The 13,063-nt window shown below is 67.6% G+C and carries 11 protein-coding genes and 4 pseudogenes; 10 read left to right on the top strand and 5 right to left on the bottom strand.

The genetic code is table 11. The features are described from left to right. The first annotated feature begins 22 nt into the window (after window positions 1–22). Window positions 23–334 carry a hypothetical protein gene (locus tag V1460_RS15750; protein WP_338674348.1) on the top strand — a complete coding sequence of 104 codons (312 nt, stop codon included), beginning with the start codon at window positions 23–25 and terminating at the stop codon, window positions 332–334. Here V1460_RS15750 and V1460_RS15755 read toward each other — a convergent pair. Beyond that, on the bottom strand, window positions 294–707 hold the full coding sequence (locus V1460_RS15755) for a TIGR03618 family F420-dependent PPOX class oxidoreductase (RefSeq protein ID WP_338678063.1): 414 nt from the start codon (window positions 705–707) through the stop codon (window positions 294–296). The genes V1460_RS15750 and V1460_RS15755 overlap by 41 nt on opposite strands. Before the next feature lie 445 nt (window positions 708–1,152). On the opposite strand from V1460_RS15755, the gene V1460_RS15760 reads away from it, so the two are divergent. The 7 genes and pseudogenes from V1460_RS15760 to V1460_RS15790 all read left to right on the top strand — a co-directional run bounded on the left by V1460_RS15760 (window position 1,153) and on the right by V1460_RS15790 (window position 6,151). Beyond that, entirely contained in the window at window positions 1,153–1,584 is a 432-nt protein-coding gene (locus tag V1460_RS15760) for a transposase (protein WP_338674349.1), read from the top strand. 97 nt (window positions 1,585–1,681) lie between these two features. Next, window positions 1,682–1,876 (top strand): annotated as a pseudogene (locus V1460_RS15765) (cyclase); the annotation flags it as partial. Between the two features lie 148 nt (window positions 1,877–2,024). Beyond that, the gene (locus V1460_RS15770; RefSeq protein ID WP_338678064.1) at window positions 2,025–2,180 is read left to right on the top strand and encodes a DUF6131 family protein; all 156 of its coding nucleotides are present in this window, start codon (window positions 2,025–2,027) and stop codon (window positions 2,178–2,180) included. 624 nt (window positions 2,181–2,804) lie between these two features. Next, window positions 2,805–4,511 (top strand): transposase, encoded by a 1,707-nt coding sequence (locus V1460_RS15775; protein ID WP_338674350.1) that lies wholly within the window; start codon window positions 2,805–2,807, stop codon window positions 4,509–4,511. A gap of 604 nt (window positions 4,512–5,115) precedes the next feature. Beyond that, window positions 5,116–5,547, top strand: a complete 432-nt coding sequence (locus V1460_RS15780; protein ID WP_338678065.1) for a transposase — start codon at window positions 5,116–5,118, stop codon at window positions 5,545–5,547. A gap of 66 nt (window positions 5,548–5,613) precedes the next feature. Continuing rightward, window positions 5,614–5,799 (top strand): annotated as a pseudogene (locus V1460_RS15785) (transposase family protein); the annotation flags it as partial. 55 nt (window positions 5,800–5,854) lie between these two features. Continuing rightward, window positions 5,855–6,151 (top strand): hypothetical protein, encoded by a 297-nt coding sequence (locus V1460_RS15790; RefSeq protein ID WP_338678393.1) that lies wholly within the window; start codon window positions 5,855–5,857, stop codon window positions 6,149–6,151. 642 nt (window positions 6,152–6,793) lie between these two features. Here V1460_RS15790 and V1460_RS15795 read toward each other — a convergent pair. The 3 genes and pseudogenes from V1460_RS15795 to V1460_RS15805 form a co-directional block, all read right to left on the bottom strand. Next, a complete protein-coding gene (locus V1460_RS15795; RefSeq protein WP_338674351.1) occupies window positions 6,794–8,416 on the bottom strand; it encodes a pyridoxal-dependent decarboxylase in 1,623 nt (540 codons plus the stop codon). Window positions 8,417–8,841: 425 nt separating this feature from the next. After that, complete coding sequence (locus tag V1460_RS15800) at window positions 8,842–10,209, bottom strand: APC family permease (RefSeq protein WP_338674352.1); 1,368 nt, start codon at window positions 10,207–10,209, stop codon at window positions 8,842–8,844. 272 nt (window positions 10,210–10,481) lie between these two features. Beyond that, window positions 10,482–10,756: pseudogene (locus V1460_RS15805) on the bottom strand (IS6 family transposase); the annotation flags it as partial. A gap of 11 nt (window positions 10,757–10,767) precedes the next feature. Between V1460_RS15805 and V1460_RS15810 the strand changes: the two are divergent. Together V1460_RS15810 and V1460_RS15815 are read left to right on the top strand one after the other, a co-directional pair. Further along, window positions 10,768–11,165, top strand: a pseudogene (locus tag V1460_RS15810) (transposase); the annotation flags it as partial. Window positions 11,166–11,232: 67 nt separating this feature from the next. After that, a complete protein-coding gene (locus V1460_RS15815; protein ID WP_407077464.1) occupies window positions 11,233–11,463 on the top strand; it encodes a trypsin-like serine protease in 231 nt (76 codons plus the stop codon). 138 nt (window positions 11,464–11,601) lie between these two features. Here the strand turns inward: V1460_RS15815 and V1460_RS15820 are convergent, their stop codons facing one another. After that, the gene (locus V1460_RS15820) at window positions 11,602–13,026 is read right to left on the bottom strand and encodes an IS1380 family transposase (RefSeq protein ID WP_338672180.1); all 1,425 of its coding nucleotides are present in this window, start codon (window positions 13,024–13,026) and stop codon (window positions 11,602–11,604) included. Window positions 13,027–13,063: the final 37 nt, after the last annotated feature.

Genomic DNA, 13,063 nt, shown 5'->3' on the forward strand with positions numbered 1-13,063 from the left:
GCGCGGGGCTGGAATGGGAGTCATGGATCCCGAAGTCCCGCGCACCCTCCGCATCCAGCACGTGACCATGACGGGCACGGCGCTCGCCACCGCGCTGCTGCCGCTCGTGGTGGGCGTCCTGGTGGCGAAGTCGATGGGCGCCGATCCCATGACGTCGGTGAACGCCCTCATCACCAGCGGCGGTCAGCGCGCCCGGGTGTGCCCGTCGCAGCTGCGTGGTTGCGGTCGCAGCGCCTTGGCACGCTGGAAGGGCGGAGCGGAGCGCGAGGCTGCCGACGGGACGGCCGGGCGGCTCACCAGCCGACTGGTTTCGCGGTGCCCATGGCGCGGGTGACGGCGATCTCGATGACCACGCGCTCCGGATTGGGCCGCGGCGGCTTGTAGCGCTCGGCATAGCGCCGTTCGGCATCGGCCACGGACTCGGGGTCGTCCCTGACGACGGCGGTGCCTTCGAGGGTGCACCACAGCCGCCCCTCGGCCTGACTCACGGCCACCGGTGTGTCGGGGCCTGCGGCACGCAGGTTGCGGACCTTCCTGCTGCCCGCGCTGGTGATGACGCGTGCGATCCGGGAGTGCGGGTCATAGGTGACACCCACGGGCACGAGGTGCGGGGTGCCGTCCGGGCGGGGAGTGGTGAGATAGCAGATCCGGCGTTCCCGCCAGAAGCGTTCTCCCTCGGTGATCCCGGCCTCGTCCTCGGTCGTCATGGTGTGCGTCTCCTCCGATGGGCGGGGTCCGGTAGGCGGCGGTACCGCGAGTCGAACCGGGGACCGCTGTCGCGGGCAGGAAGTACGAACGCGGGCTTCCGGCACGACGATGCTCTCACCGTCCATCTCGACGACCATCCGGCGGGTGCGACGGCCGGGGTCGAGCTGTCCCTCGGATCGCGCGGTCCATCGCTCTTCGCCGCGTGCTGCCGAGATGGCGCGCATCGCCGACGAGATCGCCGAGGACCGGGCGTCGCTGGTGGCGCTGATGCGGTCCATCGGGGTCGGCCCGCGAGATCGAGAAGCGGGGCGATGAGGCAGACGGAGGTCGTGGACGAACTGCGTGCCCAGTCGGCGACGGTGCCGAGTGGGATCCACGGTCGACTCGTCGTGAGCTGACGGATCGGTGTTACGTCGGCCGAGGGGGAGAGAAGCCGAGGTGATCGTGGCCGAGACGGGTGGTGACATGGCCCGGTTCGCCTCGGCCAAAAACCTCGCCCCCTGGGCCGGACTGTGCCCCGGACACCACGAATCGGCCGGCAAGGTCAGGAGCACCCGGGTCCGCCCCGGAAACGCCCATCTCAAGGGCGCGTTGGGGATGGCCGCATTCGGCGCCGCACGCACCAAGGGCTCCTACCTCCAGGCGCGTTACAAGCGACTGACCGCCCGCCGCGGACCGATGAAGGCACTCATCGCCGTCGAGCACTCGATCATCACCGCGATCTGGCACATGCTCACCGACAACGTGGCCTACCACGAGCTCGGCGGCGACTACTTCACCCGACGCGACCCCGAACGCGCCGCACGCCGGGCCGTAACCCGCCTCAACGAACTCGGCTACCGGGTCACCCTCGACCCCATGGAGGCCGCCGGATGAACCAACCGGAACGAAACCCGGCGGGAACGGCCCCGCTGGGATCACCGTCGTGCCCGAAATGCCACCCACCTGCGGTTATTTACGCGTCAGAGTCGCTCAGTCGTTGGACGCGACACGCACACGTGTCGAACTCATCATGGATGTGGAACCTGTGGGAGCGGCCGAGAAGACAGCGGCCATGGCCGGAATGATCGACCGCCGTGTGAAGGGCGACATGCGCCGCTTCAAGCAGTACATCGAACAGCGTGGCGCTGCGACCGGCGCTTTGCGCGGCCGTGTGAGCCCGCGCTGAGACCTGGAGGGAAGGCGCCGGCGACGGCCTCATGGACACGTTCGGTTCCGGTCCGGATACGGTCGGCGGCACCCTGAATCAAGCCGTTTGGTGCGGCCCGGAGCGGGCAAACGCGCTAATAGGAGCACTCCAGGATCGGAGGAATCAAATGATCATCCTCGGACTCATATTGCTCATCATCGGCGCAGTGACCGGTATCAGCATTCTCTGGACCATCGGCATCATTCTGGTCGCCATCGGTTTGGTGCTGTGGGTGCTCGGCGCGGTGGGCCACGCGGTGGGTGGACGTCGGCACTACTACTGAGTGCTGCAGCCGCCAAATGCCCGCCGTGAGTCGGCAGCGGCGACGCCCAAGGGCGCGTCCATGGACCCGACCGGCACGGGCGAGCGCAAGGGGTGCTCTTTCTCCCGCCGTACCCGCTGTCGCCTCCCCTCATCGAGGGGAGGCGACAGCGGGTACGGCGGGAGAAGAAACTCCACGCCCCAGTGAACCTCGCCCATCGATTCCGCGTCTGACGGAACGGGAAGAGAGCTGAACCCTCGTCATTCGTCGTATTCCATCTGGCCAATTCCTGTGGGAACTCTTTGACGCCTTCGGGTGAATTCCGTTGGCGTCTCTCAACGTTGTTGTCGGGCAAGTCAGTCAGCTCAGTACGGGTGTGCCTCGCGCCCCTGTGTACCAGGGCCGATTCAAAGTCGTGGTGATCTTGTGGGGTGCCTGGTCACGACGGTGTGACGATCGGGAGGAAGGCCGCCACGGATGCAACGAAGTCGCCCCGGCCCCTGGCGGGCCCGCCCCGTGGATCCTGCTGGCCAAATGTCGTGTCCTGGGGTGTGGGGACGCTGTTGGCACTGTGGTGGCCGGTCTTGTCGTTCCCCGGCCGCTGGGTTGGGAGTCATGTCGTCGCGGCCGGAGGAATGGCCTGAGGTGCCCGAGCTCACGGCGCGAGTCGCACGGGCCGCGGCGGCGCGTGGGGAGGTACCGCTGGCGATGCGGGTGCGGGACGAGCTCGGCGCGCTGTTCGCGGATGCGGAGTTCGCTGTGGCGTTCGGCCGCCGGGGCCGGCGCGGATGGTCGCCGGGGCGCCTCGCGATGGTGACCGTGCTGCAGATGGCCGAGAACCTGACCGACCGCGCCGCCGTGCAGCGGGTCCGGTTCGATCTGTCGTGGAAGTACTGCCTGGGTCTGGAGCTGGAGGACGTCGGTTTCGATGCGTCGGTGCTGTCGGAGTTCCGCACCCGGGTGGTCGAGCACGGCTTGGAGGAGCGTGTGCTGGATCTGCTGCTGGCCGTGTTGAAGGAGAAGGGCCTGGTCAAGGCAGGAGGCAAGCAGCGTACCGATTCCACGCACGTGCTGGCGGCGGTGCGGGAGTTGAACCGGCTGGAGTTGGCCGGGGAGACGGTGCGGGCCGCGCTGGAGGCGCTGTCCGCCGCGGCCCCCGATTGGGTGGCGCAGATGCTGGACATCGCCGGGTGGAACCGGCGATACGGGCGGCGGATCGACGCGAACTGGCGCCCGCCCGGCTCCCAGACCCAGCGGGACCAGCTCGCCCTGGACTACGGCCGCGACGCGGTGGCCCTGCTGCGGACGGTCCACCATCCGGCTGCACCAGCCTGGCTGCGTCAGTTGCCCGCGGTCCAGGTGCTGCGGCAGGTCACTGTGCAGAACTATCTGATCACCACTGACAGCAGCGGAGTGGAGGCGGTCAAGCGGCGGGAGGCGGACACGGACGGTCTCCCGCCCGGCAGAGTGCGCCTGACCTCGCCGTACGATCTCGATGCCCGCTACGGCGGCAAGGAAGATCTGCGCTGGACCGGGTACAAACTGCACATCAGCGAGGTCTGCCAGCTGGCCCAGCCCGACGACGAGGCTCCGCGACCCGGCCGACGGGCACGCCCTCCCGTCCCGAATGTGATCACGCATGTCGCGACCACGGACGCGACCGTGCCCGACGTGAAACTGGTCGAGCCCGTCCATCAGGCCCTCGATGGCCGGGACCTGCTGCCCGGCGAGCACTACCTGGACTCCGGCTACGCGAGCGCCGAACTCGTCGTCGACTCCCTGAACACATTCGGAGTCGCGCTAGTCACACCGCTGCAGGGCGGTACCTCCCGCCAGCAGCGCGAGAAAGCCGGCTGCCAGCGCGAAGCCTTCGCCATCGACTGGGACGCCCGCCAGGCCACCTGCCCCCAGGGCGCCTCCAGCCGGTTCTGGAGCCCGGCCAGACAGAAGGGCCGCGAAGTGATCGTGGTCCGCTTCGACCAGGCCGACTGCGTCCCATGCCCGGCCAGAGCCGAATGCACCAACGCCACCCGCTGGGGCCGCCAACTCACCCTGCGGCCCAGACCGCTGCACGACCTCATCCATGCCAACCACACCGCCCAGGGCGACGAGGGCTGGCGGGCGACGTACGCGCTGCGAGCCGGTGCCGAGGGCACCATCCGCCAGGCTATGGCGGTCACCGGCAACCGCCGGGATGGTCACTACCGAGGGCTGGGGAAGACCCATCTCGAGCATGTCTTCTCCGCTGTCGCTCTCAACCTGATCCGCCTCGACGCATGGTGGAACGGCCAGCCCCTCGATCACACCCGCACCAGCCACCTCGCCCGACTCGACCTCACACTCGCCGCATAACCCCACATTTGGCCAGCAGGATCCGTGAGGCCGGGAAAATTCGGGTGGTGCTCGTCCGGAGGACGTCGATGGAGCTTGGCGCCGAGTCTTGAGCCCGAAACGAAGTCGGACGCAGGGATCGTGTGCAGGAGTCCGGTGATGTTGCCATGAGCACGCAAGAGAGCTTCTTCGAATCCTGTGGCCCCGGAAGGGCGGGCATCGCCAGCTGACCGAACCGGTCGTCAGGAGGCGGCTATGGAGGGTCTTCGAAGTTAAGCGGTGTGCGCGTACATGACAGCTTCCGGGTGGACGGCCAACGCAGTGCGCTGCCCGTGCAATGACTGGCCTGACCGCCCTCCCGGTCGACGACCGATCGCATTGGCATGGTCATGCCGCACCGCTTAACTTCGGAGATCCGCTATGGACGTGTTCGAGGAACGCTGCGCCGGGGTCGACCTGGGCAAGACCGAATGCAAGGTATGCATCCGGATTCCGGGGAAGGGGAAACTGAGCCAGGAGATCGCTCGTCAACTGCAGCCGCTGCAGCGTCAGGTCGAGCTGCTGACCACGATCCCGGCGTCAGCCTGGTCTGGCTCAGGTGATCATCGCGGAGATCGGGGTGGACATGAACAGGTTCGCCACCGCCGGCCACCTCGCCTCCTGGGCGGGGATGTGCCCGGGAAACAACGAGTCCGCCGGCAGACGAATGTCCGGCCGGACCCGACACGGCGACACATGGCTCAAGACGGCTTTGTACATGGCCGGTTCCAGTGCCGCCCGGATGAAGGCCACCTACCTCGGCGCCCAGTTCCGGAGGCTGGTGCCACACCGCGGCGTGAAACGGGCGACCGTTGCGGTCGGGCACTCCATCCTCGTCGCACATCTTGCACGACGGTGTCCCCCGGGACCTCGGAGCAGATCACTTCACCAATCGACTGGGCAAGGAACGGCAAACCCGACGCCTGCTCGCCCAACTCGCGGCACTTGGCCACGACGTGACCATCGCGCCCCACCAGGACACTGCTTGACCTGGGCCAACGCCGGAACATGCCGCTGATTTTCAAGAGAGCTCCGGTTGAAGCCGGATGCCCTTCCCAAGTCGCCGTCCATCACCGGAGCTTCGATGTGCCGTCAGTCTGCCACCGTCTGCCTGGCCAAGTCGCCGTCGCGTCAGCACCGTGCACTGCCGTCGCTCGTGGACCGGCTGGCGGTGCTGCCCGATCCGCGCCGACGGCGAGGGGTGCGTCACCCGATCGTGGCGGTGCTCCTGGTCGCCGCGTGCGCGGTGACAGCCGGTGCCCGCTCGTGGACGGCGATCGGGCAGTGGGCACCCTCCGTGCCGCAGGAGACCCTAGCCCGGCTGGGTGCCCGCGCCGTCGGCCCTTGGCGTGCGCGTCGCGTCGTCGCTCTCCACGATCCGCAGGGTGGTCGGCGCGGTGTGTCCGGGCGGCCTGGCCGATCTGACGGGCCAGGACCCCGCCGGTACCACCACTGTGGCAGTGGACGGCAAGAGCGCCCGCGGCTCGCGCCGCCGCGATGCCCCGGCTGTGCACCTGCTGGCCGCGATGACCGGCGACGGACGCACCGTCACCCAGCTGCCCGTACCGGACAAGACGAACGAGTCTCTGTATCCGGCATACCGGACGTCGGCGCAGCCGTGAAAATGGGGTGGTGTGGTGGCTGCCCGTCCGACGCCGATGATCTGTGGGCCTGGAGCCTGTAATGAGTCTGGTGCTGGAGCCGGCCCAGAGGGGCTGCGCATTGTTGCTTCGAGCGATTCTCGTTTTCCCTCGCCGGCCCCCGGGTGGCTGCCACCGTTCTGTGCGACCGGATGGGTGGGGAGGCGAGGGTGAGGGCGAGCGAAGAGACCGATCTCGAATCGGAGCTGGTGGAGAGGGTCGCGGCGATTGATGTTGCCAAGGCCAGCGGCATGGTGTGTACCCGGGTTCCGCATGAGTCCCGGGCCGGGAGGCGGGTCCAGGAGGCATGGAACGTCACCTCCACTACTGCGGGCATCCTGGAACTCGGGGCACGACACCGTCGCGGACCATCTGAGTTTCCTCGCCGCCGTGTTGACGACTCGGGTCCCCGGTGTCTCGACGGTGAAGACCCTGTTGCGGGTCGACGGCGGTCGCATCACCGACAGGACCCTTGCTTGACCCGGACTGAGCTCACTGGCTCCCAAGACCCGCAAATCGCCCCGGTACACAGCCTCTCGACGGGCCATCAGGAAATCGCGCGTTCAACAACGGGACAGAACCGACCGTGCCGACCTGGTCGTCCACCGCGGTTCGGTGGGCGCCTCAGTCTTCCCGTGCCAGCGCTTGGCGCGCTTCGAGCACGTTCCGCACCACCAGTTCCACGCTCTCCTCGTTGTCGAACGGCGAGACCAGGTAGGACTTCAACGCGAGAACCGGCTCGCCGAAAAGGGTCTCGCGATACGCGTCCGTGCGGGAGATGGCCACCCCCTTGCCCTGCATGGCCCGTTCGTGCAGGTAGTCGGCGATGCGGTGGTTGTACTCGTTGTAGGTGCGGACCTCCTCCCGCATGGCCGAATCGGTCAGCTCACGCCGCTCGATGTCGAAGGTGTCGACCCCTTCGGGGTACACGCGGAACAGCGTCACGATACCGACGCTGTCCCGGTTGAGCACGCGGATGTGCGGCTGCCCTTCCAGCAGGTCGCGCAGGTGCTGTGACAGATCGACGATGTAACCGAGGACGGACTGCCAGCCTTGCCTGCCGAGCAGGCGGAGGTTGGCGATGGCTGCCAGGGCGCTGCCTCCCATGCGCGATGTTTCCAGCGTGTAGAGGCCCGGGTGATAGTCGCCGTGCTGGTACAGCATCGGCATCGTCTCCGGCTTCCTGCCCAGATGTTGCAGGTCGTGGCCGTCCTTGAACACCACGAGGCTGCAGATGTACGGCGCGAAACCGGTCTTGTGAAAGTCGATGCCTACGGAGTCGGCCAGACTCAGCGCCTTGATGCGATGGCGGGCGCCCGCGAGCGCCCGCAACGTGCGCGCTGCGAAACCCAGGGGGTTCACCTCGAAGTCGTAGTCGTTGAACACGGCCCACGCCCAACCGCTCACCGCATCAGCGTGGACATGAGGCTTGTACTGCAGGCCGTGTGTCTCCACCAGCTCGTCGCGCAGGTCGACGACGGCTTCCAGGTCGTCGATACCGAAGGAGTCCGTCGTGCCCATCGTGCAGATGATCGCGGCGATCTTCTTACCGGCACCGATTGCCTCTTCCAAGCCCGTGCGAAGCGCGCCGACGTCCATCTCTCCCCGGTCGTCGGTGGGAATGGTGATCGAGTTGTCCGTGCCGAGGCCCAACCACCCCGCGACAGTGAGACGGCAGTAGTGGCTGCTGTCGCTGGCGAAGGTCACGAGGCCTTCGCGGACACCGCTCTGCATCGCGCCGGGTTGAGCCTTTTCCAGCCCGACCTTCACACCGTAGAGGTTCGTCGCGGTGCCACCGAACGAGAACAGTCCGCCCACCTCATCCTGGTCGTATCCCAGCAGTGACGCGCATGCCGCGACCACTTCGACTTCGGCCAGGGCCACGCGATGGCTGAACTCGTCCGAGACGATGTTCGGGTTGTACAGGTGTGCGAGCGTCATGCCGACGACCGAGGGGAGCGTCGACGGGGGAATGACGTTCTGCTGCGTGTGGGGATGGCCCCAGATTGTCATGCCGTGAAAGAACGACACCAGATCTTTGACCACCTCCTCCACCGACGCGCCCTCTTCCCGGAGCGTGACCGTGCGAGCGGTGTCGTAGTCCAGAGGCTCGCGGCCACCGAGCAGAGGGGTCTCGTTCTTGAGATCGTCCAGGCTGTCGAGCGCACGCAGCACGGTGTGGCAGACGTAGGAGTCGTGGAAGGCCGCACTGAAGGGCTGCGGAAACGCGTTGCGCAGGCCCGCCAAGATGTCTCGGTAAGGTTCGTTCACTCGCTGCTCCAGACGCGATGCCGGCTGCCGGGTCCGGGACGTACGGCCCACCTGGGAGGTGTCGGTGCGTACCACGCAACGATCACGTCGGCTCTCGGCTCTTGGCTCACCCTGGCAATGAGCTGGGGCTACCGGGGATCACAAGCGTTCGGCCGGTGATCCGGTCCTGACCCCTCCAGTGCGTATCATCCATGCTTCCGGGTCTGTGAAAGTGGTGCAACTCGTGCGCCACGTATCCGTCCGGTGAGGCGCGCGAGCAGCGCATGGCGGCTGCCGGGCCGTGACATGCCGGGTCACTGCGAGCCGCAACAGCATGACCACGGCCGGCCGGCCCGCTCGACGTCGGTACCGGGCGAGGACTCTGCCAGACCTGACGCCCTCCCTGCCGGTCGCCCCGAGTCTCATTCAGCGCTGCCGAGGGTGACGGAGCGGCCCGTCGAGCGGCGTGCCACGAGGACGGCAAGCCCGATGACCAACCAGCAGCTGCCGACGATCTGGGCGTGCGCGTTGGCGCGGTAGAGCACGTAGCCGATGATCACGAGGCCACAAAAGGGCACCACCAGGTGCATGCCATAGGTGCGCGCACGGCGGCGGACCAGGAAGTGGAAGACGACCGACAACTGCAGCATCAGGAAGGAGAACAGGGCTCCGAAGTTCACCAGCGAGGCCACAAGGTCCACCCGGCCGGCCAGGGGAAGCCCCAGGGCCAGACTGAGCGCAGCCACGAAGACGAGGGCCCGTTCGGGTACGCGATGCTTGCGGTTGACGTGGGCCAGGAAGCGTGGCAGTTGGCCGTCACGGGCCATGGAGAACAGCAGCCGCGATGTGGCCGTCTGTGCGACGAGCGAGGTCGCCACCGCCGTGGCGAGGACGGTGGTGCCGGCGGTGAGGCTCTTCAGCCATGTCCCGCCGGCGACCCCTGCCACGTCGTAGAACGCGGTGTCCTCCGCGGCCTCCCTGGGCAGGCTCGTCTCACCGGGCAGCAGGAGTGCGGCCAGGTAGGTCTGCACGACGAACAGGGCGCCGACGACGAACAGGCTCAGCAGCGTGGCGCGGCCGACGACCCTGGGACCGCCCTTGACCTCTTCCGCCAGTGTGGAGATGGCGTCGAAGCCGATGAACGACAATGCCGCGACCGACAGGGCGGAGAAGATCGGCCCGATCGAGAACTCTGATGGGTTGTAGAACGGGGTCAGACTCCAGTGCGCTCCGTTCTTGCCCTGGGTGATGGCGATGACGGCGAACACGATGAAGAGCACCAGCACGGTCAGCTCCACGACCAGCAGCACCTTGTTCATCGCGGCCGTGATGGCGACACCCATCAGGTTGACGGTGGTGTTGAAGACCACGAAGAGCACGATCCACACGTGCTGTGGCACGGAGGGGATCACGGACTGGATCGCGACGGCTCCGGAAACATAGAGCAGGGTCGGCGCCAGCAAATAGTCCAGCAGCACCATCCATCCTGAGATGAACCCGGCCTCCGGACTCAGGGCGCGCCCCGCGTAGGCGTAGACCGAGCCCGAGATAGGGAACTCTCTGGACATCTCCCTATAGCTGAGGGCCGTGAACGTCATGGCGACGATACCGACGAGGTACGTGAGCGCCACCATGCCCTTGGAGGCGTCGAACACCACGCCAAAAATAATGAACGGTGCGATCGGAACGATGTAGATCAAGCCGTAGGTCAGCAGATCGCGCAAGCCGAGGGTTCTGCTGAGCTGTTGCTTGTATCCGAACCGGGACAGCGTGTCACCTGTATCGCGCAATCCTCCCCTGCTTTCATGTGCGGCGGCGGAAACACCGGTGAGCTCACCGGGCGGGTACATGGGCGTCAGACAGGCGCCAGAATGGCAGATCGTCGCGCCGCACACCCTCGCCTAGGATACTGAGCCTCGATACACCGTGTGAATTCTGATCACGCGTGTCGGCGGGCGTTGTCACGTTGTTGGGTACGTGCGTGTCCGGCGGCCCGTCGGGGCGTGGCGAAGCCCGGTTCCGGGTTGTCGCCCAGCCCTTGGTGGGCAGACCGGTGACTCCGGGTGGCCTGTTTCCGATTCATGAAGCGGAGGGTCATCCCGGCTCGGCAGTTGTGTGCGGTCATCCGGTGGCGGTTGGGCCGGAAGTGGGGTGGGATGCCGCTGAACGCGGATGGGAACCGCTGGGCTGCTCCAGCGGGGCGGAGCCCTTCATCGCCGGTTCGCGCCGGCGAGTGGGCTGATGACCCTTCTCCGCCCGGTTGTTCAGCCCCTTGTACGAAGCGTGCTCCACCGAGGGCAGGACCTCAGGGTGAGCTGCGCCGCAGGAGCGGAGCCTGTGGACGCCGGGCCGTCGAGCCCGACGGCGAAATCCGTGACAAAGCCTGGGTGGTCGAGCTCGACGGCGACTGCCTCAAGGGCTGGCCAGGCGATACGGCTGATCGTTTAGAGGGAACAGCCCTATCCCGGCGCTCAGTTGCGTCTCGCCGACGCCGCGCCGACGCCGACGGCATCCGCCTGACCTGCTTCGCCGCCAACACCAAGAACACCCCGATCGCCGAGCTGGAGCTGCGCCACCGGCAGCGGGCCCGCGCCGAGGACCGTATCCGTGCCGCCCGCGCGCCGGCCTGCGCAATCTCCCCCTGTACGACGCCGCGCAGAACCAGATCTGGCTGGAGATCGTCCAGATCGCCCTGGACCTGCCGGCCTGGATGCCGATGCTCGCCCTCACCGGCCATGCCCGCGTCCGGCGAGCCCAAGCCCGGCGCTCGCATCATCGGCGGCACCGAAGTGTCCGGCGACGCGTACCCCTTCATGGCCGCGCTGCTCACCAAGGGCAAGGGCAGTGCCCTGAAACGCCAGTTCTGCTGCGGCAGCCTGATCAGCGCCAACGTGGTCATGACTGCGGCCCACTGTGTCACCGGCATGGAGGCGACCCGGTGTGCCGCGTCCCGCCGACGGCGACGCGGCACACCTGTACGGGATTCGGCCCGAATTTCCCGCCGCTTTGACCTCGATCTGTCAGCGGTGATCACTGCCGGGTAGCGTCTTCGGCTCGCCCTGTTTGTCCCGCGTATTGGCGGGTGGGGCCGTCGCGTGTCGCTGCGGCTGCGCCGGGTTCCACGGTCCCGGTGGTGGTGCCGGTCTCTCCTTCCTGGTCTTCGTCGGGGCGGGGTCCGCGCGTCAGGTGACGGCGGAAAGCTCGGTCAGACGCCGCCAGGCCGTGGCGAATGCCCTGGCCCAGGGCCAGTCGGCAGGGAGGCGGAGGTGCCGGCGGCGGGCGTGGTGGGCGAGGCGGGCGGGCAGGTGGTAGATCCGAAAGCGCATGGTGTCGGGTTCGGCGTCGGCGAGGCCGTCCTGGTCGTGGAGGGCCAGGAGACGGAGCCAGGCGTCGAGGTCGGCCGCGAGGTTCGCGGTCAGCATCCAACTCGTGTTGTTCTGCCAGGATTTCGAGGGCAGGTTGTGCAAGCCCATGGCCTTGTTCGTGCGCACGCGGTCTTCGACCACGGCATGGTGGCGGTGCACGGCGTCCAGCCACTGGATCTGGTGGGAGCCGACGACCCGGGTCATCTTGTTGATGTTCGTGGCGATGACCGAGTACTTCCAGCCGGTCTTCTTCTCGAAGTCGGTCAGGTTCGCCAGGTGGCGGCTGGAGGGTCTGACCCGGCGGACGATCAGCCGCAGGCCCCGGCTCCAGCCCTCGCGTCCGTTCAGTCCGCTCAACTCGGCGACGAAGTAGCCCTCCTGGACGCTGCCGTCCTGGTTGAGGGATGCCTCCCACGCTGCCTCGGGCAGTTTCGCGATGGCCTGCTCGTCGGCCTCGGTGATGGTCCAGCCGGTGGTGAAGCGGACCGTGCGCCGACGCGTGTTCAAGCCGAGGAGATGTTCGTGCAGGCCGTGGGTCGCGCCGGCCCCGTCGACCCGCACGAGGATCTTCGCGCGCGAGGAGCCCGGGATCTGGGCGAGCGCATCGGCGAGCACCGCCTTGTGGTCGGCGACCGTGTTCGAGCCCGCGTTGCCGCTCCGCAGCAGCATCGCCAGACACTCGCCGGTGTTCGCGCACCACGCGGCCAGAGGATGAAACCCGAAGCTCTTCTTCCAGGTCGCCGCCGCGCCCTCTTTCTTCGAGGCGGCCGTGATGATCGTTGCGTCCATATCGACGATCACCCAGTGGTGCAGGCGTTTCCCGGCGATGGTCAGCCAGGGAAATCCGCCGGGCCGCAGCGCCAGCCACGACCACACCGTACGGCGGATCCGCGCCCGGGCCCGGTTGATCGCCGCGATCCGGTCGGCGTCACACAGGTTCAGGGTGCGGTGCACCGTGGAGTCCGAGACGCCCGGGCCCATCACCCGCTCATGGTGCCAGGCGAGCTGTCCGGCCTCGGCCACACTGCGGGCGCCGAGCGCGATCGATATCGCCAGGTGGACGAGGACCACTGCCCGGTCCCGCCAGCCCGGACCGCCGGTCGGGAACACCCCGGACAGGGCCCCGGTCAGCCCCGACCGGTCCGCAAGGCGCCGCAGCAACACCACCCCGGCATGCCCGACCAGGCCTTTCCCGTCAGCCCTCACGACCAGGCCCCGGTCCCACCCTGTACGCTCGCTCACCAGAAAGGTGTCCTGACTCCTGCACCCGATGCTTCCT

The organism is Streptomyces sp. SCSIO 30461 (assembly GCF_037023745.1).
GTDB lineage: Bacteria > Actinomycetota > Actinomycetes > Streptomycetales > Streptomycetaceae > Streptomyces.

Excerpts from the sequence above, each read along its gene's own strand:
- V1460_RS15750 (WP_338674348.1), top strand. The coding sequence starts at position 23 with ATGGATCCCGAAGTCCCGCGCACCCTCCGCATCCAGCACGTGACCATG.
- V1460_RS15755 (WP_338678063.1), bottom strand. The coding sequence starts at position 707 with ATGACGACCGAGGACGAGGCCGGGATCACCGAGGGAGAACGCTTCTGG.
- V1460_RS15770 (WP_338678064.1), top strand. The coding sequence starts at position 2,025 with ATGATCATCCTCGGACTCATATTGCTCATCATCGGCGCAGTGACCGGT.
- V1460_RS15780 (WP_338678065.1), top strand. The coding sequence starts at position 5,116 with ATGAACAGGTTCGCCACCGCCGGCCACCTCGCCTCCTGGGCGGGGATG.
- V1460_RS15815 (WP_407077464.1), top strand. The coding sequence starts at position 11,233 with ATGGCCGCGCTGCTCACCAAGGGCAAGGGCAGTGCCCTGAAACGCCAG.